Genomic DNA, 22,404 nt, shown 5'->3' on the forward strand with positions numbered 1-22,404 from the left:
TCTATGAAGCTCTGGTGAATATCAACGCCATCATAAGTTTGACCATTATTCCAAAGCAATTCTATTTGAACCATCTGTTTTTATCCTGTAAAGCTTTCCTGCATCTGATGCATTTTTATAGTAAATATACTCACCAAAAACTTGCATATCAACACCTGTAACTTCGGCAACACTGTCTGCAGTAAGCTTTGTTCTTTCTGTGCCATCTATTTTATTCTTGTATATGCTTTTTTGATCTGAACTATTTATATAATAAATCCAGTCATTTATTATATGTTCATCATGAACATAGTAGTAATTCACTCTTCCGTTATCTTTTGGAAATATACCAGTAAGTTCATCAGAAGGTATATGTGTTTTGTTGTAACCACTTAAGTCTGATTTTACAAGCCTTGCTCCTAAACCATAGTTAAATGCCTTATAATATATAGCATCGCCTATAACATCAACCCATATAACTCCGTTATCTGTATTAAATACCGTATTGTTTGAGCCATCCAAATTCATTCTATTTACTTTAAAGTCTTTTGTATAATAAATACTTTCCCCTGCTGCTTCAATTTCCCATACTTTTCCTTCACAAAGCTTGGTTCTTGATGTACCGTCTGTTTTTATTTTATAAACACTACTTCCGTCTGTCTCATTGATATAATAGATCCAGTCACCATAAAGTAAAATCTGGATTGCCTTATCGTCGCATAGATTCATCTTTTTCTTTGTGTCAAAAGGCATTTTAACTATATTTTTATTACTGTTTATAAAGAAGTATTGGTTATCAGATACAATGACATTTCTTTTCTCTCTATTTTGTAAGTCAAATACTGCTCCATCAGTACTGCACACAGGATATGCCTCTCTATCCCATGTATACTCAATACCCATCTGCTTATCGGAAATGTTGAAATGATAATAACTTATGTCACTCTTTCCATTATCAAGGTCTTTATCATTAGATGTTGGATCAACTTGGTAATAAACTCCATCTATCTTAACTATATTCCATGCATGTAAATTTGAAGTGTTTTTAGACGCTACTTTGCCACTTAAAAATTCAGCATTTCCAGTTACCATAATACACTCGATTCCAACGGCATTTAAGAGTATCTGAAGTGACCTTGCATATCCGTCACAAACTGCTACATTCTCCATCAGTGCTCCATATGCGGTATGACTCTTGGATGGAATTGTATCATTTTTGAAGTTTTCCATATCATATCTTACATGCATAGCAATATAATCATGTAATGCAATTTCTTTTTCCAATTCTTTCATTTCAGGCTTAATTACGTTTGCTATTATTTCTTTAACCTTCTTATCAAACTTATTATATTTGTCAATTAATTGCTGATCTATTTTGCTGGGCTTGTCATACTCTTCTATGTAAATTGCCTTTGTATTCTTTATTTCTTTTAACACACTTATGTCTGTAAACGGATTGTGTCTAATATGAAGATAATCCATCTTCTTCAGATTTTTAAGGGGCGAAAGGTCAAAAATCTGGTTATAACGCAGATCAAGCCCTGCTATATCTTTTAATTCTTTGAGCGGTCCTATATCCTTCACTTGGTTTTCCATAAGCCAAAGCATCCATAGTTTGGTTAAATTCTCTAAAGGATAAATATCGGATATTCTGTTTAGGCTCAATTTAAGGGTTTTAAGTTCGGTAAGACATCCAAGCCTTTTAATATCCTTAATGTTGTTCTTCATTAAATTAAGCTCTGTAAGCCCTCTAAAGTATTGCAGGCCTTCAATATTTGCTATACCTTTATTCTCAAGATTCAGGGTTTTAATTTTTTTAGCATCGGTTGTTGTTATACTTCCAGTTGTCTTTTTCAATGCTGATCTTATTGCTGCTTCCAGCTTGGCATCTGAAAACTTTATTGCTTGAGGTGGTATTATACTTACTATTTTAGCTTTTGCTTCCCAATAAACATCCGTTCCAAGACTCTCGGCAATAAACCTTGTAGGTACCAATGTCCTACCGCTTATTACCTTGGGAGGTACATCTATTTTAATAAGCTTACCATTTATATAGGCATTTTTGTTATTTATTGTAAGTTTAATGGTTTTCCCTTGTTTTTTTCCAATTACTGTTTTGGTCTTTTCGTCCCATGTTACTGATGCACCAAGTCCCTCAAATATAACCCTTAAAGGAACCATTGTTCTTCCTGATATAATACTGGGCGGTACATCAAATGTCAAAAATTTGTCATCAATTGCCACTTTAATGCTATTATCATCAGATTCTGCTGCAAAAGCCTGTGACTTAAGCAATATTAAGCTTGAGCAGAGAAATACTGCCAGAATAGCACTTAAAATTATTTTGATCCTAAAACTTCTCATTAATTTCTCCCCTTCATATAAATTAAAAACTGCAAAACATTTATCCTCAAAACGCTAAAGGATATATACTTATACAGTTTATCATTTTCATCTGCTGCCTTCAATGTAGAAAATTATTTAATATAACGTATTTATATATGTATGTATTGACCCAGTATGTATCTAAACAGATATAATTTTCAGTTAAGCTTTGCACACCATAATTTCTCACGACAACAATCAAAGTTCCTAGCCTTTAATTGTAAGTATTGGTTCTATCCGTGCAACTACTTTTGCAAGTCCATTATCCACATGTGTCTTAATAATAGGGGTTATTTCCTTGTATGCGTAAGGTGCTTCCGACTTAATTTCATCTTCCCACTTTTTAAGTATATCAGGTCTGCTTTTTATATCCTGTTTATTTGGGTCAATTGGTGTAATAACCTTAAAGTGGTTAATAAAATCTCTAAAAAGTTCATTACTTGCTTTTTTAGCATTACCTCGAGAGAGACTTCTTCCTGCACCATGGCTCGAACTAAAGAGGCTTTCCCTGTTACCCAGGCCTGCAAGTATAAAACTAGAGGAGCCCATGGAACCTGGGATAAAAACAGGTTCTCCATAATATTCATAATTGGTCCCTGACATTTGGCTCATTCCTCTGGAGGGGCAGGCACCTTTCCTGTGAAGAAAGTAGTTTTTTCCACCTAACTCTTCTTTCCACACAAGGTTGTGGGGAGAGTCATACAGCAGCTTAAAGTCAAATTCTCCTATTATTCCGTTTAATGCTTTATAGACCATCAAACCTAAAAAGAGCCTATTGGCAAAGGCGAAATTGGCGGCATTTGATAACAGTGACCAAAACATGTTATATTCGTTCATGTACTTTTCTGAATAGGGCAGAATGTAAATATCATTATCTGGTGCCTTGATATCTTTAGGATAGATTCCTTTTACCAGTTGCCTAAAAAGCATACCGCTGTGGTGCCCGATTGAAATTGAACCTGTATGTATCATTATAACAACTTGACCCTTTTTGATTTTCCAGGCATTAGCAATTTGATTATCCAAAATCTCAGAAACCTTCTGTATTTCTACAAAGTGATTACCGCCTCCGATTGAACCAATTTGCTCATCATAAGACAAATCCCTGCTGCCCATAAAATCCTGAAGGCCAATAACCTGGTCGGTTATCATTGAGCCAAGACTACTTATATTCAGAATATCCAACTCTTGCTGTTTTGGATCGTAGAATTTCCATATACCTTTTGATTTAGCTATATGGGAGGTCTCTAAAAGACCTATGATTCCCTCCCTAAGGGTTGACTCCCGTTGTATACTGTTCATTGGTATATCCCTGCCGCCTTCAAAAAATATATGGCGGATTCTTCTTTCAAGGTCAGGAAGGTTTGACTTTATACAATCCTCCTTAAGGTCAGTTGTATAAAGCCGCATGCCGCAATTTACATCATTTCCGATGGCTTGGGGGACAATAAAACCATTGGTAAGCATTACTGTACCAATAGGTATGCCAGCACCCTTATGAAAATCAGGGGTTATGGCAACTTCGCTGATATCTGCCTTTGTATCCATGAAAAAATCCTTATCTACTGCTTTGATTCTTTCTATCGTATCTGATAAGTTCAGTAGATTGTTAAGCTCTTCCAATGCATTGTTTTCAAATCTTACATCAGCATTTTTGAAGAATCTAACAGGAAATTTCTGTTTGCTGAATTCATCAATATTATGGTTCATTATAGATCTCCTTCAATTTAAAGCTGCTGCCCTCATAAACCCTTACAGGATTGCCTCTTTCAAGGGTATTATGCTGCATCCATACGTCTTTTTTGTGTTTTTCATTTTCTTCGTTATTTCTAGTTCTAACAAGTGCGGAAAGCCTTGCAAGTGCCAGTTTCTTATTCATGTATTGTGATCTTTCCTCGCTGGCAGTTACAGTAAAACCCGTTGGAAGGTGGAATGCCCTTACGGCAGTTTCCACTTTATTTACATTTTGCCCCCCGGGGCCTGAACTCCTCATGGATTCAAACTTTACATCCTTTTCGTGAAATTCAAGATTTTGGGGTGGCTTTAAAACCTCAATATTTATAAACCAGTTTTTCCGTTTGTGATTGGGTCTGTATGGACTTTTACAAATCCATAGCATTGTGCCGCTCACTATATTGATATCGTCCATGTTGTTTGCACTATCATCAATGTCTAACGAAAGTAGGGCTGATTTGAAATTTCCCTTAATGTTTCCGGGTTCTGCATCGGTTACTCTTGATTTAATGCCTTTATCGGCACATTCTTTTTGAAACTCTTTTATAAAAAGGCTTACTGCCAATTCGCATTCATCAGGACCTCTTCCTGAACTGATTTGTATCCACATATATCCTCCAATTATGCTTTATAGGTTATTATAGGTTTAAAGGTTGCAATAATGTCTATAAGTTCAAAATCCAAAAGACTTTGAATAACAGTGTCAACGTTTTTATAAGCTTCAGGTGCTTCTTCGAAAAGCAGACTGTTATCGCTACAAATTACACGGCTCTTTAGGGCTGTTGATTTTATGCTTTCTCTGGTATATTTACCTTGTAGCCTCGACTTGCAAAGGCTGCGTTCCCACTTGCGACCTGCACCATGTGCAAGAGAATAACACGAGGTTTCAGTATTATCTTTTGGCATTACCAGATAAGAAAGCGATCCTCTGGAACCTGGAATAATAACAGCACCTGTATCAGAAGGTGAAGCACCTTTCCTGTGAATATAGTGCTGTTTTTGATCAAGTTCCTTCATAGTTATACTATTGTGGCAGGAGTCTAGCAGCCTTTCATTTTCAGTGCCTGCTCCAACAGCCTTTAAAATACGGTATGATATCATATCTCTATTAATAAGGGCCCATTTCACAGCATCATCATGCTTGGAAAGATAATTGCGGGCTGCATCGGAGCTAATAGGAAGACCTTTTTGTGCTTCATAAAGCCTGATGCTTTCATCCAAAACAGCCTGACCAAATCCCCTTGAACCGCTGTGGACAAGAAGTGTTATATGACCTTTATCAAAACCCAGGCTTTTGAATCTATCTTCATCAAATATTTCATTGACTTCCTGAAATTCTGCAAAGTGGTTTCCGCCGCCTATAGTACCAAGGCTTTGACCTAATGGGGAAGAAGTGGGGTCTAACCCTGAGTCATCCGGTAATTCTATTTCCTTAAGGCTAGCAATCGACTCAAGTTTTTTAATAATCTTATCGGTTTTAATTTTCCTCTTTTCAATTGAAGTGGTATAAATGCTCATACCGCAGCCGATATCATTACCAATAAGATGGGGGTATATCATATCTTCAGTGATTATTGTGCAGCCTACAGGTGTCTTGCCGGGATGAAGGTCAGGTAATCCGGCAGCCTTAACGACTCCTTCTAGAGTGCAGAGCTTTTTAAGATGAATGACTGCATCCTGCTCAAGCCAATTCTTTTGTGATGAAATAATAGTTAAATTGTTCATATATATTTGTTTCTCCTTTTATTCTCAAATGTTGATCAACATTACCTGTAAAAAAAGCATAAAAAACCGTGATTATAGTAAACAGCGTCTACAAACACGGTTTTTATAGGGAAGCAGATTAGGCATTTGTAATAACAAATACCATAATTTTGCAACAGTTTTTTGGCAATAAAAAAACACGATAACCCATCGTGAATTTAAATAGCATTTATACTACCAGGTGACGGTTACTTATAGTTTGACCTTAAAAAGCATAACAAAAAGGATAGTCCCTTAACGTATAGCTCTTAGGTCGGGTATTAAATTATATTTTAAGCACCTCTAAATTTATTGTTGTCATTTTCAACACTCCTTTCACCTAGTAAACCTTAAATTACTATTTAATTATATAATAGTATAATGCTAATAGTCAATATTTGTAATGATATTGAAATAATCCTTTATAAAAAGGTTTTTGAATAGTTTATTTAAAGAAGAAGGCTTTTGTAAATTGTTAGCATCATCTCTTCAACAGTTTTGTAATCAGGTTCATCAGGAAGGACTGTGTTTGATGCAGCATATTTAAATTGTTTTTCGTAATCGTTCACCATTTCAAATATTTCATCATAGCTGTATTTTCCATTGCGAATATTGAGAAAAAGCTCATGTTCCTTATCTCTATATGTATTAACTCCTTTACCTTCCAATATCTCAGTCCCTGTAACCAAAAGGCGTATTAGATGCATTGCATGCTTATTAAGGTGCAGTTCATCCTTTTTACTATTTCGGTGGTTAAGTTTTGCGTATTCCTTAACAATATTGTGCATATCGGAATAAATGTTTTTGAAGTCACGCAGGGGATAGTGGCTTAGGTTTATATCAATAAATATCTCGGTTTCCACATCTTCCTTATCCGATTTATCTATATATAATTGGATTTCACTGTCTGTAAATGATTTATAGGTTCTCTTCAGGTGGTCCATCTGCCCTAATATGCTGTTTAAAATATGCTGTTCCTTTTCCTTTTGGGGATAGTTATCCCGGGCAAGGGCATTTTGAAGCCTTCGTAACTGTGCTGTTGCATAGTTGCCAAAGCTTACTATGGCTCTTTTTGATAGAAATAATCCCACATTGTCCCTTATAAGCTTACCTTCTTTTGTAATAACAAGGAGATGATCATCTCGAGTGCCCAATATCTCAAGTACATTGGGGTTACTGTTTAAGCAGAGGTTTATAAATTTCTTAAGACCATAAATAACAGTATCGGTTATTCTATCCTCAAATTGTTCAAAGTTGGATAATCCCATTATAACCTGTCTGGTTTCCAAAGTGACGCCTCTTATGTCAATATCACTGGTTTCAACATTTGTGCCATATGCTATTGATCCTGCAGTGGTTAGTATCAATATATTGGTTCCAAGGTTTGGGTCTGTCCTTATAAAGTTATACTCTTCATTAGAAAGTTTTTCCTTTATCGAATTTATATCCATTGTTCTCTCCTTTGATTACATCTTCATATATAAATTATATAACTTTATCAGGATGTATCAAGTAAGGAATGATTAAAATATTACTTCCGATTTCTATGTGAGTGTTGACGAATTAAGAAAACACATGTGCCAAGTTGCTAAAATTTAAAAAAACATTGACAAAGTCATAGAAATGGTAATATAATGATATTAACAAAATGATAATAACAAAGAATGATTGATAGAAGGGGGAGGAACTATGGCAGGAATAAACAATAGAGAGAAAAGAGTAGAAATTGCAAAGGAAACACTTGAAATTCTGGATAATGGCTTTTATATAAATAGTGACGGTGATAAGATTAGCTTTAAGGATGATCTTGATTATGCTGTTTCAAACTCGACATTATATAAGCCAGATATACCTGAAAGTATTGAGAAATCTGTAAAAGATCTGCTGAATCTAAATAAAGGAAGGAAATGCAGCATTGAAGTAACAGGTGAAACAACGATAACAGCATCATTGAGGCTTATAAATCAGCAAGGAATTAATGAGACAGTTTGTCTTAATTTCGCTTCAGCCAAGAATCCTGGAGGAGGGTTTCTAACTGGAAGCCAGGCACAGGAAGAAAGCCTTGCAAGGTCCTCCGGACTCTATCCTTGTATCTCACATATGAGTGAAATGTATGAATATAACCGGAGTCGCAGGACTTGCCTCTATTCAGACTATATGATCCATTCTCCAAAAGTTCCCTTTATAAGATATGATAGCGGAAAGCTTATGGATAAACCGGTTCTAATATCTGTTATTACTGCTCCAGCTGTAAACGCAGGGGTTGTAATGCAAAGGGACAAGGAAGATCAGGATAAAATTGGAGAAGTAATGATAGAAAGAATCAGGAAGATACTGGCTGTAGCGGCAATCAACAACAGCAGAGCAATAGTTTTAGGGGCTTTTGGTTGTGGCGTATTTAAAAATAAACCCGAAGATGTGGCAGAATATTTCGAAAGAGTACTTATAAAAGAAGGATACAAGGTTTTGTTTGATAAAATTGTTTTTGCTGTATATGAGAAGGCGGAGGATAAAAGGAATTTTAATGCCTTCAATAAAATGCTTGGGGGGAGTTAACAATGAATATAAAAGGATGGAATTTGTTTGAGATTATATGGCTAACTGTATTTTCAGCCATAATGCTGGTGCTTTCATTTTTTTGGAAGACTGATGTTCTGGGTATTACAGTTTATCTTACAGGAGTTATGTGTGTTGTTCTTGCTGCTAAAGGAAATGTATGGAACTATATTTTCGGAATATACAATTCAATTGGATATGCATGGATAAGCTATCAGAATAAACTATTCGGAGAAGTTATGTTAAACCTTTTGTTTTATGTTCCAACCGGAATAATCGGATGGTTTATGTGGAAAAGGCAAATTGATAATGGAAATACTGTAATTATGAGAAAAATGAGTTGGAAGGGTATTGTGGGACTGATAAGTTTATGTATAGCTGCAACTATAGGTTACGGGATTTGGCTTACCACCTTTAAAGGACAAAACACACCATACCTCGATGCTTTTATTGTGGTGACATCTATAATTGCAACTCTTGCTATGATGTTTCGGTTCAGAGAGCAGTGGTTTTTATATATAACTATAAATATTGCTCAAATAGTAATGTGGGGCATTAGGCTTTCAAACGAGGGAATTGGAGCTGCTGCAATGACACTTATGTGGATTGCATATCTTGTAAACAGTGTATATGGTTTGTATAGATGGAGCAAGGGTACGAGCGATACTAATTTATCAAAAGAAGATGACAAAGCATGGATTGCATGAGAGGTGGTAAAATATGAAGAAAACAGGTTTGGTACTAGGCAAATTCGCTCCCTTACATAAGGGGCATCAGTATATAATTGAAACGGCATTAAGAGAAATGGATGAGCTCTATGTGATGATATATGATACTGATCTGATTGAGGTTCCATTACATGTAAGGAGCAGGTGGATACGCACCCTTTATCCTAAAGCTAAAGTAATAGAGGCTTGGGACGGACCTCAGGAGGTTGGGGATACACCTGAGATCAAAAAGCTTAATGAGGATTATATACTTCAAAGGATGAAGGACATAAATATAACCCATTTTTACTCAAATGAATTTTATGGGGATCATGTAAGTAAAGCATTAGGGGCACAGAATAGGCAAATTGACTTAAATAGGGATACATTCCCCATATCTGCAACAATGATCAGAGAAAACGCATTTAAGCATAGGGCATTTATTAATCCATTAGTATATAATGATTTGATAATCAAAGTGGTTTTTGTAGGAGCGATGTCAACCGGGAAAACCACCATATGCAGTCAATTGGCAGATAAATATAATACGGTATGGATGCCTGAATATGGCAGGGAATACTGGGAAAAGCACCAAGTCAATAGGAGGATAACAGCTGAACAGATGGTTGAAATTGCAAAGGGACATATTGAGAGGGAAGATAAACTCTTTTATGAATCAAATAAATATTTCTTTGTTGACACAAATGCAATAACAACCTACATGTTTGGAATGGACTACCAGGGATATGTACTTGACGAGCTTCAAATGATGGCACTTAAAGCACAATCAAGGTATGATTTATATTTTCTGTGCTGTGACGATATTCCCTATGATGATACATGGGACCGTTCGGGGGATCAGAAAAGGCAAGTGTTTCAAAAACAGATAATTGCCGATTTGAAGGAACGGAAAATTCCCTATGTTGAGCTTAGAGGGTCTTTGGAAGAACGCATGAGTGTGGTGGACAGGGTTTTAAATAGGTTCAGGAAGTATGACAACCCTGCATATCTTGGTGTCTAGAAAACTATAGTGTATGTTGATATACATGTTTAGAAAAATGTTTTGCATTAAAAACGTAAAATGATTATTGCAAAATATAAATCAAATAGAATTATTAATAAATTAATAAAATGGAAAGAGGTCTTGGATATGATCAGGCAAATGGATAGAATACTTGGGGGATTATGGGGATTATTAATAGGAGATGCTTTGGGGGTGCCATACGAGTTCAATGACCCTTCAGATCTTCCGCCAAAAGATAAGATTGAATTTAATCCGCCTGATGGATTTGTTAGGTCACATAGGGGAGTATTGCCGGGAACATGGTCTGATGACGGAGCACAGGCTTTGTGCCTTCTTGATTCGCTGCTTGAATGTAAAACAATGGATATCCATAACTTTGCATCAAAGCTTCTTGCTTGGTATGAAAATGGCTTATGGGCGGTTGATAATAAGGTTTTTGATGTTGGAAACCAGACTGCAGCTTCATTAAGAGAATACAAAAATGGAATGCCGCCGAACAAATCAGGCTTTATAATACCTGATGGCAAGGGTAACGGCTCACTTATGAGGGTATTACCCCTTGCACTATGGCATAAAGGTGATAATGAAGAGCTGGTATACTTTGCCCATCTCCAATCTCTTGTGACTCATGGGCACGAGATAAATCAAGTATGTTGTGCATTATACTGTCTATGGGCTAAAGGAATGATGAATGATCTGCTTGTTGATGAAGCCTACAAGGGAGCAGTAAAGGAATTAAGGGAAATATATAGGAAGGATTCTCAGTATTATAATGAACTGGAATACTGCTTAAGGCCGGATGATGAACCCTTTGGCAAGGGGGGAGGATATGTAGTTGACTCCTTTAGAAGTGTCAGAATGGTTCTAAATAATGAAGATTCATATGAAGCTGTTGTCAAGGCTGCTGTCAGTTTAGGCCATGATACTGATACAACTGCTGCAATTGCAGGAGGATTGGCAGGGATAGCATACGGTTTTGACAGCATGCCGGATCGCTGGGTTGCTTCATTAAGGGGGAGGGAAGAGTTACACACTCTTATTAATGGACTACTTTTGCATCATGGGGTTATATGAGGGATAAAAATAAATGCAATACTTTCAACATTTTTTATGTTTCCGCAACGATTTGACCGATTTCTGTCAGATCATATCCACCTATTCCTTCTAGTTCCATTTTTAATTCCTGAGAACGGAGAATTTCAAGGACAGCTTTAAAGGGGGCTTTTTCCATGTCCTCTTTTTTTATTACCATTTCATACCTTTCTGTTTGCAGTGGTATAAATTCAATTCCTTTTACCTGCAATCCTGACTTCTCATTACCGAGACCCAAATCTGCACCGCCGCGTGCAACTGTACTTGCGATGGCAAGATGGGATGTGCTTTCACGATTATATCCCTTTATATTATATGACGGTATACACAGCTTTCTGATATGTTCATCTAAAAGTACTCTGGTTCCGCTGCCTTTTTCACGATTTATTATAGTTATATCCTTTCTTTTTAAATCTTCCCATCCTTTTATATTTTTAGGATTGCCGTACGCAACATAAAAGCCTTGAAGGCGGCATGCAAGGTGAATTATAACTGCTGGTATTCCAGGCAGCATTCTTCTTACATAAGGAATGTTGTACTGTCCGGTATCTCCATCCCATAGATGTGCGGTAGCCAGTTGGACATTGCCCTGATATAATTCATAGAGGCCGTTATAGCTTCCGACATATGAGCGTAAAGCCTGTATTCCGTTTGGATGTAACTGCAGGTATCTAGACAGAATATCCAATAAAATATCCTGCCCACAGATAACAAAACCATTAATTTTAGGTAATTCGTCATTTAACGGATTATAAGATTTTAACCTCTCTGAAATGAGACCGGATTGGTCTTCGTTTTTGATGCTCTTTGATTTATTTTTATATGATTCTACGTCTTTTGAATCAACCCTTACTTTTTTTCCAACTCTATAAGAGTTTAACTCTCCACGTTTAATCAGTTCATAGACTGTGTTCTTTGAAATTTTTAATATGTCAGCCACTTCTTGAGGCGTTAAGGCTGAATTGTCATTCATAATCATCTTCCTCACTTTGGTTTAATGTTAATTCACAAGTGATATAAAAGTGTAAAACGTTATATAACTAAACAAAAATATACTAAAGGTTATATTTGGATATATTATATCTTATAATTGAGATAAAAGCAATAATACAGGTATAACTGGAAGGTAGTGCTGCAATTAAACCTATTGTTTTATGCATAAGAATATCAAAAATGTTACGAGTTTAATTTCGAAGATGATGAAATGTTCGAGTTTTGTGGATGTGTATTGTTTATTGGAAGTGAGAGAATGAAAAATTTTACAATATTTTATTCATTGCTATTGATTTTTTTAAAATGCAGATATATAATAAAACATGATAAAACATAATAAAACATTACAAAAAGTTATATCCAAGTTAATAAGTGTTATGCCATGTCTTGAATTGCCATGTCAGCAATTAGGACAGCATGTACATGTGTAACTCAATGATGAGATTATGACTCCTGAATAGGCGTTATGGTTTTGTCGTTTTTTATATTTGCAGAAACTCTAATTTGTTGTGGTTATTGTAATGAAGAAGCGTCTTTTGCTGATTATCTTTTGGAAGCTTATCATTATTTTAGTATGACCAACGAATACTTTGTAAATAAATCTCCAGGACGAGATAGTTATGCGATAATAAGCAGAATATAGTCGTCACTGGGGATTTTTTGATGTGTGGGAAATTGAGCTAGTTTTGTGTGTATTAACTCTGAGAAATGCAAGAAAGGAGACGGTTAAATGAATTATTTATTGAAATTTTTCAAATTTAGAAAAATGGCATATGGTTTTATGTTGGCAGTATTTATTGCAGGAGGTTTTACTGCTTGTGGTGGCAAAGTTGATAATATGCCCCAAGAACTGAATCAAAACAAAACTGAGTATAAGGCTGCCGGTGCCGATAGTCAGTCATTTGAAACAAAAAGCTTTACAGATACAGTTGGCAGAACAATAACAGTCCCTGTAAACATTAAGAAGGTTTATTCATTGAGTCCTGTAGGTAATATAATAATGTATTCACTGGCTCCGGACAAAATTGTTGGTTTAAGCAGCAAGGTTGAAGAGGATGATAAAAAGTTTCTTTCGGAAAGCTATATAAATCTTCCTGTTCTAAGCGGCAATTTCGGAATGAATAACAAAATGAATGCAGAAGAAATTCTAAAGGTAAAGCCTGATGTTATTATCAATATGGGGAATGTTGATCATACATCAGTGGATGGATCCCAAAAGATTCAGGAACAGCTTGGTATACCTGTTGCATATATCGGATTTGATATTAAATCCATGGACATAGCTTATAAAAAGCTTGGAGAACTTTTAGGAGAAAACGACAAAGCGGCAAATCTTGCTGATTACTGTAAAAAAGTTATTGAAGATACAGCTGATACTGCAGCAAAAATTCCAGAGGACAAGAAAGTAAGGGTATATTATGCCGAGGGTGAAAAAGGAATGCAGACAGACCCCAAGGGTTCACCCCATACAGAGGTTATAGACCTTATCGGTGCATTAAATGTTGCTGATGTAAAGATGCAAAAGGGGTATGGCCGGTCATCCGTATCAATGGAACAACTACTTAAATGGAACCCTGAAATTATTCTGGTTTGTGCAGATGCAGGAACTACAAATGAAAAGAATCCCTATAACTATATAATGAGTGATAGTACAATGAAAAACCTTAGTGCTGTAAAAAATAAAAAGGTGTATCAAGTGCCGTATCACCCATTTAACTGGATTGACAGACCGCCTTCAGTAAATCGCATTATAGGAATCAAGTGGCTTTCAAAACTTCTTTATCCAGATTATTTCAAATATGATATTAAGAAAGAAGTAAAAGAGTTTTACGATTTGTTTTATCATAAAAAACTTACTGATGATGAAGTGAATTACATACTGAACAAAGCGATATAAGAAATGTGGTGGAGGTGTTATTTATGAAAAGCAAGGCATATGAATTTGATGAAATTGCAAATGGCACATTCTTGCCAATCTATCCAATTATTGCACAGCAGATTAAAGAAAAGACTGGAATTGACACAGGAAAATGCCTTGATATAGGAAGCGGCGGAGGACACTTGGGTCTATCAATGGCACAGATTACAAAAATGAATATTATTTTTTTAGACAAACTTAATGATGCTTTGGAAATTGCGTCAAAACGTGCCCACAATTGGGGTCTTGCAAAAAGAACTACAACTCTTCTTGGTGATGTATTAAATATTCCTTTGGAAGATAGGTCTGTAGACTTGTGCATAAGCAGAGGATCGGTATGGTTCTGGCAAGATCAGAAAAAAGGTTTCGAAGAAATTTACAGAATTTTGGTGGATGGTGGTATGGCTTATATAGGAGGAGGGTTTGGTAATAAGGAACTAAAAGAAGAGATAGATAGGAAGATGAAGTTAAGGGATAGTGAGTGGCCAAGAAGCAGGGAAAAGTATGTTGAAGGTAATACGGTGCAGCACTTTACGACAATTTTAAATGGCTTAGGAATTTCCAACTTTGAGGTAAGCGATGATGAAAAGGGGATATGGGTTATATTCAGAAAGGTAAAAAATTAAATGAAAGAGGTGTCGTCATGAAAATAAACAGTCAAAGCAATGTAAAAGAAATTATAAATAAGTATCCACAAACCTTACCGATCTTTTCAACAGTTGGTTTTAATGGCTCCAGTATAGATGATCTTATGGATGAAGTTGGCGAAACCTCCATGTTAAAGACTATACTCGAAGTTAAGGATATAAACCAGGATCAGTGAGGAATTTCAAACTGGGAACCTTAAAAAGATGGATTTTGGGGATGTGATTGTATGAGAGAATATATATTGTCGGTATCATTGGATGAGTGGCACCGGGAGAAATTATTTGTATTGTAGGTTCTACTGGTTCGGGAAAAAGCAGGCTTTTAGCAGATATAGAATGCCTTGCCCAGAAGGATACTCAAACAGGAAGACAGGTACTTATAAATGGAGAGGTGCCGCTTGTGGATAAGCGATTTTCCATTGGCAACAGGCTTGTGGCTCAATTATCTCAAAACATGAATTTTATTATGGATCTTATGGTAGAAGAATTTGTGGCAATGGAAGCTGAGAGCCGTATGATGCAAAATGTTGATGAAGCTGTGAATAGGATTATAAAATGTGCTACTGAACTGGCTGGAGAAAAGTTTACTTTGAGTACACCTGTAACCTCGTTAAGCGGAGGCCAGTCGAGGGCGTTGATGATTGCAGATACGGCACTATTATCCGCTTCGCCCATTGTGCTAATAGATGAGATAGAAAATGCAGGGGTGGATAGGAAAATGGCATTGGAACTTCTTGTAAAAAAAGAAAAAATTGTTTTAATGTCTACTCATGACCCCATCCTTGCCCTGATGGGTGATAAAAGGATTGTTATAAAAAATGGGGGTATCAGTAAAATTATTGAAACAAGCAGCAAGGAAAGAGTAAATTTGGAGTTTTTGCATAAGTTGGACAACAAACTTTTAGAGCTTAGAAACAAGCTAAGAAACGGTGAAAAAATAGAGTTTAATATGTTTGGGTTTTGAATAGAGGAGGGGTTTTTATGCAGCAGGCAAATGATATCACATTAAAAACAAATATAAAAACAAATATAAAAACAAATATAAAAACAATTGACACAACAAGGAATAAGGAAAGAAGAAATGTAAATACAGTTATGATGATACTGGTACTGATGCCTGTTGCTGTTTTCTTCTTATCCTTTACCTTGGGACGATATAATATAACCATATCTGAAATAATCAATACATTGGTTTCAAAAATACTTGGAATTGGTGATGTTTCCTCCGAAACAGTAGAAACTGTTATTTTAAAAGTGCGAATCCCTAGAATTCTTGCTGCTATGATTATCGGTGCAGCACTATCGGTTTCAGGTGCTTGCTATCAGGGGCTTTTTAAAAACCCCATGGTTTCTCCAGATATACTTGGTGCTTCTGCGGGAGCTGGTTTTGGTGCGGCATTGGCGATACTGTTGTCATTTGGAATTGTGGGAATCCAGGTTTCCTCATTTCTTTTCGGATTAGGTGCTGTGGTGTTGACCTTACTAATAAGTTCTATTATTGGAAAAGGAAATAATGCAGTATTGGTTTTGGTGCTTACAGGTATGGTGGTTTCCACATTGTTTTCGTCCTTTATATCCCTTACAAAATACCTGGCAGATCCCAATAGCAAGCTTCCGGAAATTACATTCTGGCTTATGGGAGGTCTGAGTACAGTGGTAATAAAGGATGTGCTTATGATTTTGGTTCCGATCCTTTTAGGAACTATACCTCTTATACTTTTGAGATGGAAATTAAATGTGCTGTCCTTTGGTGAAGAGGAGGCGAAAGCCCTTGGTATAGATACCTCCAAAATAAGAATGACAATCATAATATGTTCTACCCTCCTAACAGCTTCCTCTGTTTCGGTATGCGGTATGATAGGATGGATAGGGCTTATAATACCGCATTTGGCAAGAATGTTGGTTGGTCCCAACTACAAGGTTTTACTGCCTGCTTCTCTTCTTATCGGAAGCACATTTTTGCTATTGGTAGATGATATAGCAAGAAGTGCCTTTCCGCTGGAGATCCCACTTGGTATACTTACTTCAATTATTGGTGCACCGTTTTTTATTTATTTACTTGTAAAAGGAAAGAAGGGATGGATATGATGTTGGAAGTTAGAGATGTGTCTTGCGGCTATGGAAAGAAAATGGTGGTCGAAAAAATAACTTTAAATGTGGTAAAAGGAGAAATACTATGCCTTTTAGGGCCTAACGGTGTTGGAAAGACCACTTTTTTTAAAAGTATTCTGGGATTTTTGAAGCTAATGGGAGGAGAAATACTCTTGGATGGAGAAAATATCTCCCAAATCCCCAAAAGCCGTTTTGCAAAGGTAGTGGGGTATGTTCCTCAAGCTCATACGCCTCCATTTCCCTTTTCTGTTTTGGATGTGGTTTTAATGGGAAGGACTGCCCATCTTGGCTTGTTTGCATTGCCATCCCAAAAAGATGTGAAGATTGCTGAAAATGCACTTGAAATGTTGGGAGTATCCTATCTTAAAGACAGGGTCTATACGGAGATAAGCGGTGGAGAAAGGCAAATGGTGCTAATTGCCCGTGCTTTGACCCAGGAGCCCAAGGTTCTTATAATGGATGAACCAACATCCAATCTGGATTTTGGAAATCAGATAAGAGTGCTGGAAAGGATAAAAAGACTTTCGGAAAAAGGTCTTGCTGTCATAATGACTTCCCATTTTCCAAATCATGTTTTCCTTTGCTCCTCAAAAGTTGCATTGATGCAGCATAGGAGTTTTTTAGTTGGAAATGCCGATGAAATCGTGACGGAAAAAAATTTAAAATCTGCTTATGGAATAGATGTAAAGATAACAAGTGCAATGGATCAAAAAGGAAATATTATTAAGGCATGTATTCCTTTGATCAATTAATTGCTAAGTTAGAGAGGTCAAAATATACGGAGAATATTTGATGATTTAATAAATAAGATACCATTATTATATTAAAAGAGGGCGGTTTATTATGTATATAAAAGATGAAATGATTGAAAGATTTCTTAGTGAGGATATACCTTATTTTGATTTGACAACACATGTTTTAGGAATTGGAAACTACATGGGAGAGATAAGTTTTACGGCAAGAGAAGATATGGTTTTATCCTGTGTTGAGGAAGTGACTAAAATCTTTGAAAAGCTTCAAATAACAGTTGTTAAAGCACTTCCTTCAGGTACTGAGATTGGAAATGGTGATATTTTTTTAATCGGAAAAGGTTTGGTTTCCAATCTTCACATGGCCTGGAAAGTTTCCTTAAACATTTTGGAATATTACTGCAGTGTTGCAACCAGAACAAAATCGCTAGTTGATAAAACCAGAAGCGTAAATCGTGATATTTCAATAGTGACGACCAGAAAGTCTATCCCAGGTACAAAGGAGCTTGCCATAAAAGCAATAATTGCAGGTGGTGCTCTTCCTCACAGGCTTGGACTTTCGGAAACTATTCTGATTTTTAAGCATCATTTAGCTTTTCTTGGAGGATATAAAGGACTATCTGAAATGATAAATCAAATAAAGGTAAAATCCTGTGAAAAGAAAATTATTGCTGAGGTTGAAAATGAGTGGGATGCTATTCTTCTTGCTGGGTCGGGTATAGATAGCTTGCAATTTGACAAGCTAAAGCCGGATATACTGGCTTCCATTGTGGAAAAAGTAAGGAAAATAAACCCTAAAGTCACATTGATTGCCACAGGGGGAATAAACGAGAAAAATATTTTGGAATATGCATCCACTGGGGTTGATGCAATTTCCACTTCATCTGTTTATTATGGAAAGCCTTCTGATATCAAGGTTTTGATAGAAAGATTACCAGACCTCCTTTAATGTCTCTTGAAATAGTGTATTCAAAATACTATAATCAGAAACGTTTGTCTTTTTAACTGATTTGAGGTGGTTCTCATAATAACTGATCTTACTCCTTAAAAATTCAATTAATAGAGGACTTTTGGGCTCGATATCAATTTCCAGCCCGGAAGTCTTTTTATTAAGCAATTTTTCTATCTCATTTATCAAGGCACCATCGAGAACCTGATCTGTCATCAGCTTAACAAATTCCATAGGTGGCATGGTATTGTTTTTCTCAATCCACATACAGGCAAGAAGAGGTCTTAAAATATAAAAATATCTCTTGATTTTTACCTGATCGGTACTCATTATCTCCTGGTATTTGTTTCTAGCAATGTGAAGGTAGTGGTAAATAGTAGGTACAGCAGAAAAGAAGTCAGGTAAAAGATCCCTCATTTTTTGAGCCAAGCTGTAATTTTCCATATAGACAATAGGTGAACTAAGCCATTCTAAAAGCGGTGGGTTTGACTTCTTATATAGCTGCAATGCCTTCTTTAAGTCCCAGCCGTTTATATCAAGCAACTCATCTATAGGGTATTCTAGGTAATCCTTTTTTTCATCGATTGACAAATACCAGTCAATTGGTCTTATGTATATAAAACGTGCATCATAGTCGCTGTCTTTTGAAGCAAAACCCCAGCCCCTACTGCCCGATTCAACAGCATAAAGGATTTTTATGTTGTTTTCTTTTTCCATCTCATTAAGTTTTGATAATATAATGTCCCTCATTTTTACCTCCATCTTGAAAATATTATATAACATATAATCACAATGTACAAAGCTTTAAATTATTTTATAAAACACTAGAATAATGCATATTGGCAATAATATAAAGCGTTATGCATGGATAACGATAATAGTGCTGAATTAAGATGGTACAGTAAAGCAAAATTGACAAAAATATCTAGATGCTATAAGATGTTAATATAAATATTTAATTAATTATACTTAGGGGGTATGTACATGAAAAGAGTATTTGCTTATATTTTGTTCCTAGTTTTAGTTTCAACTATTTCGTCGGTGTGCTTAACTTATGCTGAAGAACAAACGCCTGTTTTTGAAACCCAAAAGGTTAGTGGTTATTTGAAAGCAGACGGCTCTTTAAGTAATGCCGGTGGAAACTCTGGTTTTAAAGTTTACATTCTAGGGTGTACAATTGAAGCAATATCAGATGATAATGGATATTTTGAGGTGGTTGGTCAATTTGGAAGCAGTGATGATTTAGTTGTAAGTATAAAAAAAGATAATTACCTTACAAGATATGTGAATATCAATCCTATAAACAAGTATGTCTTGTTAGGATCGGCAGAGACACCTATTGAAATGTGGGCAGGAGATATAAACCAGGATAATTCGGTAAATATGTCCGATATAGTGGCTATTGCTGCTTGCTTCAGTACTTCAAAAGGTGAAAGTAAATATAAAGGAAGTATAGATATCAATGGTGATGGTGCTGTAAATATGTCAGATGTAGTCATAATAGCAAGGAATTTTAACAGAACTTCAAACGACTACATAAAACCTCAAATTAATATTGATGGAAGCCAGCCAATTATGACACCAACACCAACTGCTCCAATCATACAATATAATTCCTTGATGATTCCTTATGCAGACTATAATATTACACCAGGAAGGAATATAGTGTTTTGTTCTACTTTCCAAATAGCTTGGGATCAGCTTAAAAAGGAGGTTGGCGAAGATGTGATTTTAACCGGAAAACCATTAACTGCTGATTTTTTAAATAAAGGTTTTGACTGGTCGAACTCCATATCCAAGAATAGTTATCTAGCTGCAGGAGGTAAAGGAAATATAGTAGATGGCATCAATAGTAATTTGAAGGCAATGTTTGGTGAAGATGCTCCAATTGTTGAAAAAGTAGATCCGGGCAAATATATATTCTACGCTTTCTTATTAAAGGAAATGAAATTTGCTACAGCTTTTGTAGATACAGACCCGATATATTTTAAGGACTCAAGTGGCAAAACCGAACAGGTAAAGTCTTTCGGAATAAGGAAGGATGGCTATACTAAATACAAAGATCTTGTGAAGCAGGTTCAACTATTTGATTATAAAAACAATGATGATTATATTGTTAAACTATTGCCAGAAGACACAAATGAAGAAATTATTCTTGCCAAGGTTAAACCTGATGATACTCTTAATAATACATATAAAGCAGTAATGGATAGAATCAATAATTCAACCCCGTCAAACTTAGGTTTGACAGATACAATAAGAATACCTGAGGTAGACCTTTATATGGAAAAAGATTATGAAGAGCTAAAGAGCACTATTACCAATGGAACATTAAAATACTGCAGAATTGAAAAAGCATATCAGAATGTAAAGTTCAATCTTGACAAAGAAGGGGCAAAGCTTGCTTCGGAAGCAATAATAGTAGTTGCGACACCAGGAATGGGACCACATGTGGATACATCAAAGCATTTGGTGTTTGACAAGCAGTATATGATATGCCTTAAGCAGAAAGATGCACAGAATCCATATCTTTTAATCTGGGTTGATAATCCCGATATATTGGTAAACCCAAATGTTTCAAGCAAATAAATTAAGATTAAATGTATTAAGCATAAAAAAGAAATAACAAGCATTATATTGATTAGCTTGTTATTTCTTTTTGTTTTCAATTTTTCACAACAACAATTAAGATTGCAAACTTTTTGTCTGTAACTGTATTTATAGGTGATTTATACTAATAAAGTAGTTTGAATTTATTAGAGAGGTGATACATATGATGCTTGCTGAGGCTTTGGTACTTCGGGCGGATTGTCAAAAGAGAATGGCTCAGTTAAAGGTGAGGCTGGAAAGGTGTGCAAAGGTTCAGGAAGGAGAAGATGCACCTGAAAATGCACAAGAGCTTTTTACGGAATTTAAAAGCGTAATAAACAATCTTGCTTCATTAGTTAAGAAAATAAACAAAACCAACAGTGTAACAAGTTTTAATGACAATAAGACATTGGCTGATGCTTTGGCAGATAGGGATGCAATAGCCCTGGAAAGGGATGCATTGGAAGAACTCATTGAGTACGCCACTATCAAGTTTGACAGGTATGCAAGGTCTGAAATCAAATATATAAGCAAGATAAATATAGCTGATACACAGAAAGCAAAGGATGAGCTTTCAAAGAAGTACAGGGAACTGGACTTTAAAATACAGCAAAGGAACTATAATGTTGAATTGGTAGATTAGTAAAAATTTTAACCTGGGTAGTATTCTTTATAAAAGCGAGCATTACCCGCCAACTGGGTTAGTTGGAAGTAGAAGTCTTAGCCGATGGGGCCGGTCCTAAGCATTTAACAAATCAGCCTCAGTATAAATTATTGGATTGATAGTCCTTTATATTTAATGATGTAACGTCACTACCACATGCTGGTTTATAAAGAATATGAGGGTGGGATTGGGGATTTTAAGGGGGATTCTTATGAGAAATTGGACTGAAACTAAGGCTTTGGAAGTTATTTTAGAAGCCGGTGCCGAAATAACAGGTGCAAAATTTATCTTGGTTAAAGGTGGATTAAATGGTCTTGCAAGCTGTTCAGCAATGGATTACCTCAAGAGACTGAACTATAAATTTAAGATGATGAGGGCTTCAAGGCCCACAGCAACCAGAAAATCCGGGGATAGTATCGCCGGTATTTCTGGTTTGTCACAAAAAAAATTCAAGGCTGCAAAGCAGCCGGGAGGTTTTGTTACAAATAAAAAATTATGGTACAATATTGATGATAAACCATTGAATAAGCAGGTGAATGGGAGAACAAAACTAACTGCTTAAG

20 protein-coding genes and 1 pseudogene are annotated in these 22,404 nt (G+C 35.9%); 14 read left to right on the forward strand and 7 right to left on the reverse strand.

Features of this window, described 5'->3' with window-relative positions:
* Positions 1-45: 45 nt before the first annotated feature.
* From Bccel_RS01975 to Bccel_RS01995, 5 genes are all read right to left on the reverse strand, one after another.
* Complete coding sequence (locus Bccel_RS01975; RefSeq protein WP_050752994.1) at positions 46-2,343, reverse strand: DUF5050 domain-containing protein; 2,298 nt, start codon at positions 2,341-2,343, stop codon at positions 46-48.
* A 228-nt stretch (positions 2,344-2,571) separates the two neighbouring features.
* Complete coding sequence (locus Bccel_RS01980; protein ID WP_050752995.1) at positions 2,572-4,074, reverse strand: RtcB family protein; 1,503 nt, start codon at positions 4,072-4,074, stop codon at positions 2,572-2,574.
* Entirely contained in the window at positions 4,064-4,708 is a 645-nt protein-coding gene (gene prfH / locus Bccel_RS01985; RefSeq protein WP_036946371.1) for a peptide chain release factor H, read from the reverse strand. Before prfH ends, Bccel_RS01980 begins: the two co-directional genes overlap by 11 nt.
* 11 nt (positions 4,709-4,719) lie before the next feature.
* The gene (locus Bccel_RS01990; RefSeq protein ID WP_036946374.1) at positions 4,720-5,823 is read right to left on the reverse strand and encodes an RNA ligase RtcB family protein; all 1,104 of its coding nucleotides are present in this window, start codon (positions 5,821-5,823) and stop codon (positions 4,720-4,722) included.
* A gap of 467 nt (positions 5,824-6,290) precedes the next feature.
* Positions 6,291-7,292, reverse strand: coding sequence for a DNA polymerase beta superfamily protein (locus Bccel_RS01995; RefSeq protein WP_036946377.1), 1,002 nt, complete (start codon positions 7,290-7,292; stop codon positions 6,291-6,293).
* Between the two features lie 238 nt (positions 7,293-7,530).
* On the opposite strand from Bccel_RS01995, the gene Bccel_RS02000 reads away from it, so the two are divergent.
* The 4 genes from Bccel_RS02000 (at position 7,531) to Bccel_RS02015 (ending at position 11,202) form a co-directional block, all read left to right on the forward strand.
* The gene (locus Bccel_RS02000) at positions 7,531-8,397 is read left to right on the forward strand and encodes a TIGR02452 family protein (protein ID WP_036946383.1); all 867 of its coding nucleotides are present in this window, start codon (positions 7,531-7,533) and stop codon (positions 8,395-8,397) included.
* A gap of 2 nt (positions 8,398-8,399) precedes the next feature.
* Positions 8,400-9,104: a nicotinamide riboside transporter PnuC gene (gene pnuC, locus Bccel_RS02005; RefSeq protein WP_036946386.1), complete on the forward strand. Its 705-nt coding sequence runs from the start codon at positions 8,400-8,402 to the stop codon at positions 9,102-9,104.
* Positions 9,105-9,117: 13 nt separating this feature from the next.
* On the forward strand, positions 9,118-10,125 hold the full coding sequence (locus Bccel_RS02010; protein ID WP_036946389.1) for an AAA family ATPase: 1,008 nt from the start codon (positions 9,118-9,120) through the stop codon (positions 10,123-10,125).
* A 129-nt stretch (positions 10,126-10,254) separates the two neighbouring features.
* A complete protein-coding gene (locus tag Bccel_RS02015; protein WP_036946392.1) occupies positions 10,255-11,202 on the forward strand; it encodes an ADP-ribosylglycohydrolase family protein in 948 nt (315 codons plus the stop codon).
* A gap of 34 nt (positions 11,203-11,236) precedes the next feature.
* Here the strand turns inward: Bccel_RS02015 and Bccel_RS02020 are convergent, their stop codons facing one another.
* Positions 11,237-12,193: a substrate-binding domain-containing protein gene (locus Bccel_RS02020; RefSeq protein ID WP_036946396.1), complete on the reverse strand. Its 957-nt coding sequence runs from the start codon at positions 12,191-12,193 to the stop codon at positions 11,237-11,239.
* Between the two features lie 750 nt (positions 12,194-12,943).
* On the opposite strand from Bccel_RS02020, the gene Bccel_RS02025 reads away from it, so the two are divergent.
* The 7 genes and pseudogenes from Bccel_RS02025 to modD all read left to right on the forward strand — a co-directional run bounded on the left by Bccel_RS02025 (position 12,944) and on the right by modD (position 18,588).
* Positions 12,944-14,110, forward strand: coding sequence for an ABC transporter substrate-binding protein (locus Bccel_RS02025; RefSeq protein ID WP_050752996.1), 1,167 nt, complete (start codon positions 12,944-12,946; stop codon positions 14,108-14,110).
* Positions 14,111-14,133: 23 nt separating this feature from the next.
* Complete coding sequence (locus tag Bccel_RS02030; RefSeq protein WP_036946399.1) at positions 14,134-14,757, forward strand: class I SAM-dependent methyltransferase; 624 nt, start codon at positions 14,134-14,136, stop codon at positions 14,755-14,757.
* Positions 14,758-14,774: 17 nt separating this feature from the next.
* Positions 14,775-14,954, forward strand: coding sequence for a DUF1858 domain-containing protein (locus Bccel_RS02035; RefSeq protein WP_160317678.1), 180 nt, complete (start codon positions 14,775-14,777; stop codon positions 14,952-14,954).
* A gap of 95 nt (positions 14,955-15,049) precedes the next feature.
* Positions 15,050-15,742: pseudogene (locus tag Bccel_RS02040) on the forward strand (ATP-binding cassette domain-containing protein); the annotation flags it as partial.
* Positions 15,743-15,759: 17 nt separating this feature from the next.
* Positions 15,760-16,866, forward strand: coding sequence for a FecCD family ABC transporter permease (locus tag Bccel_RS02045; protein WP_036946405.1), 1,107 nt, complete (start codon positions 15,760-15,762; stop codon positions 16,864-16,866).
* Positions 16,863-17,642 (forward strand): ABC transporter ATP-binding protein, encoded by a 780-nt coding sequence (locus tag Bccel_RS02050; protein ID WP_036946408.1) that lies wholly within the window; start codon positions 16,863-16,865, stop codon positions 17,640-17,642. Before Bccel_RS02045 ends, Bccel_RS02050 begins: the two co-directional genes overlap by 4 nt.
* A 91-nt stretch (positions 17,643-17,733) precedes the next feature.
* Complete coding sequence (modD, locus tag Bccel_RS02055; protein WP_036946411.1) at positions 17,734-18,588, forward strand: ModD protein; 855 nt, start codon at positions 17,734-17,736, stop codon at positions 18,586-18,588.
* Here the strand turns inward: modD and Bccel_RS02060 are convergent.
* Complete coding sequence (locus Bccel_RS02060; RefSeq protein WP_036946414.1) at positions 18,571-19,338, reverse strand: nucleotidyltransferase domain-containing protein; 768 nt, start codon at positions 19,336-19,338, stop codon at positions 18,571-18,573. The genes modD and Bccel_RS02060 overlap by 18 nt on opposite strands.
* Before the next feature lie 234 nt (positions 19,339-19,572).
* Between Bccel_RS02060 and Bccel_RS02065 the strand changes: the two genes are divergently transcribed.
* The 3 genes from Bccel_RS02065 (at position 19,573) to Bccel_RS02075 (ending at position 22,403) form a co-directional block, all read left to right on the forward strand.
* The gene (locus tag Bccel_RS02065; protein ID WP_036946417.1) at positions 19,573-21,177 is read left to right on the forward strand and encodes a dockerin type I domain-containing protein; all 1,605 of its coding nucleotides are present in this window, start codon (positions 19,573-19,575) and stop codon (positions 21,175-21,177) included.
* Between the two features lie 184 nt (positions 21,178-21,361).
* Entirely contained in the window at positions 21,362-21,820 is a 459-nt protein-coding gene (locus tag Bccel_RS02070) for a DIP1984 family protein (protein ID WP_036946420.1), read from the forward strand.
* Positions 21,821-22,052: 232 nt separating this feature from the next.
* Positions 22,053-22,403 carry a hypothetical protein gene (locus tag Bccel_RS02075; RefSeq protein WP_036946422.1) on the forward strand — a complete coding sequence of 117 codons (351 nt, stop codon included), beginning with the start codon at positions 22,053-22,055 and terminating at the stop codon, positions 22,401-22,403.
* Position 22,404: the final 1 nt, after the last annotated feature.

It is taken from the genome of Pseudobacteroides cellulosolvens ATCC 35603 = DSM 2933 (assembly GCF_001262605.1).
Classification (GTDB): Bacteria; Bacillota; Clostridia; order Acetivibrionales; family DSM-2933; genus Pseudobacteroides; species Pseudobacteroides cellulosolvens.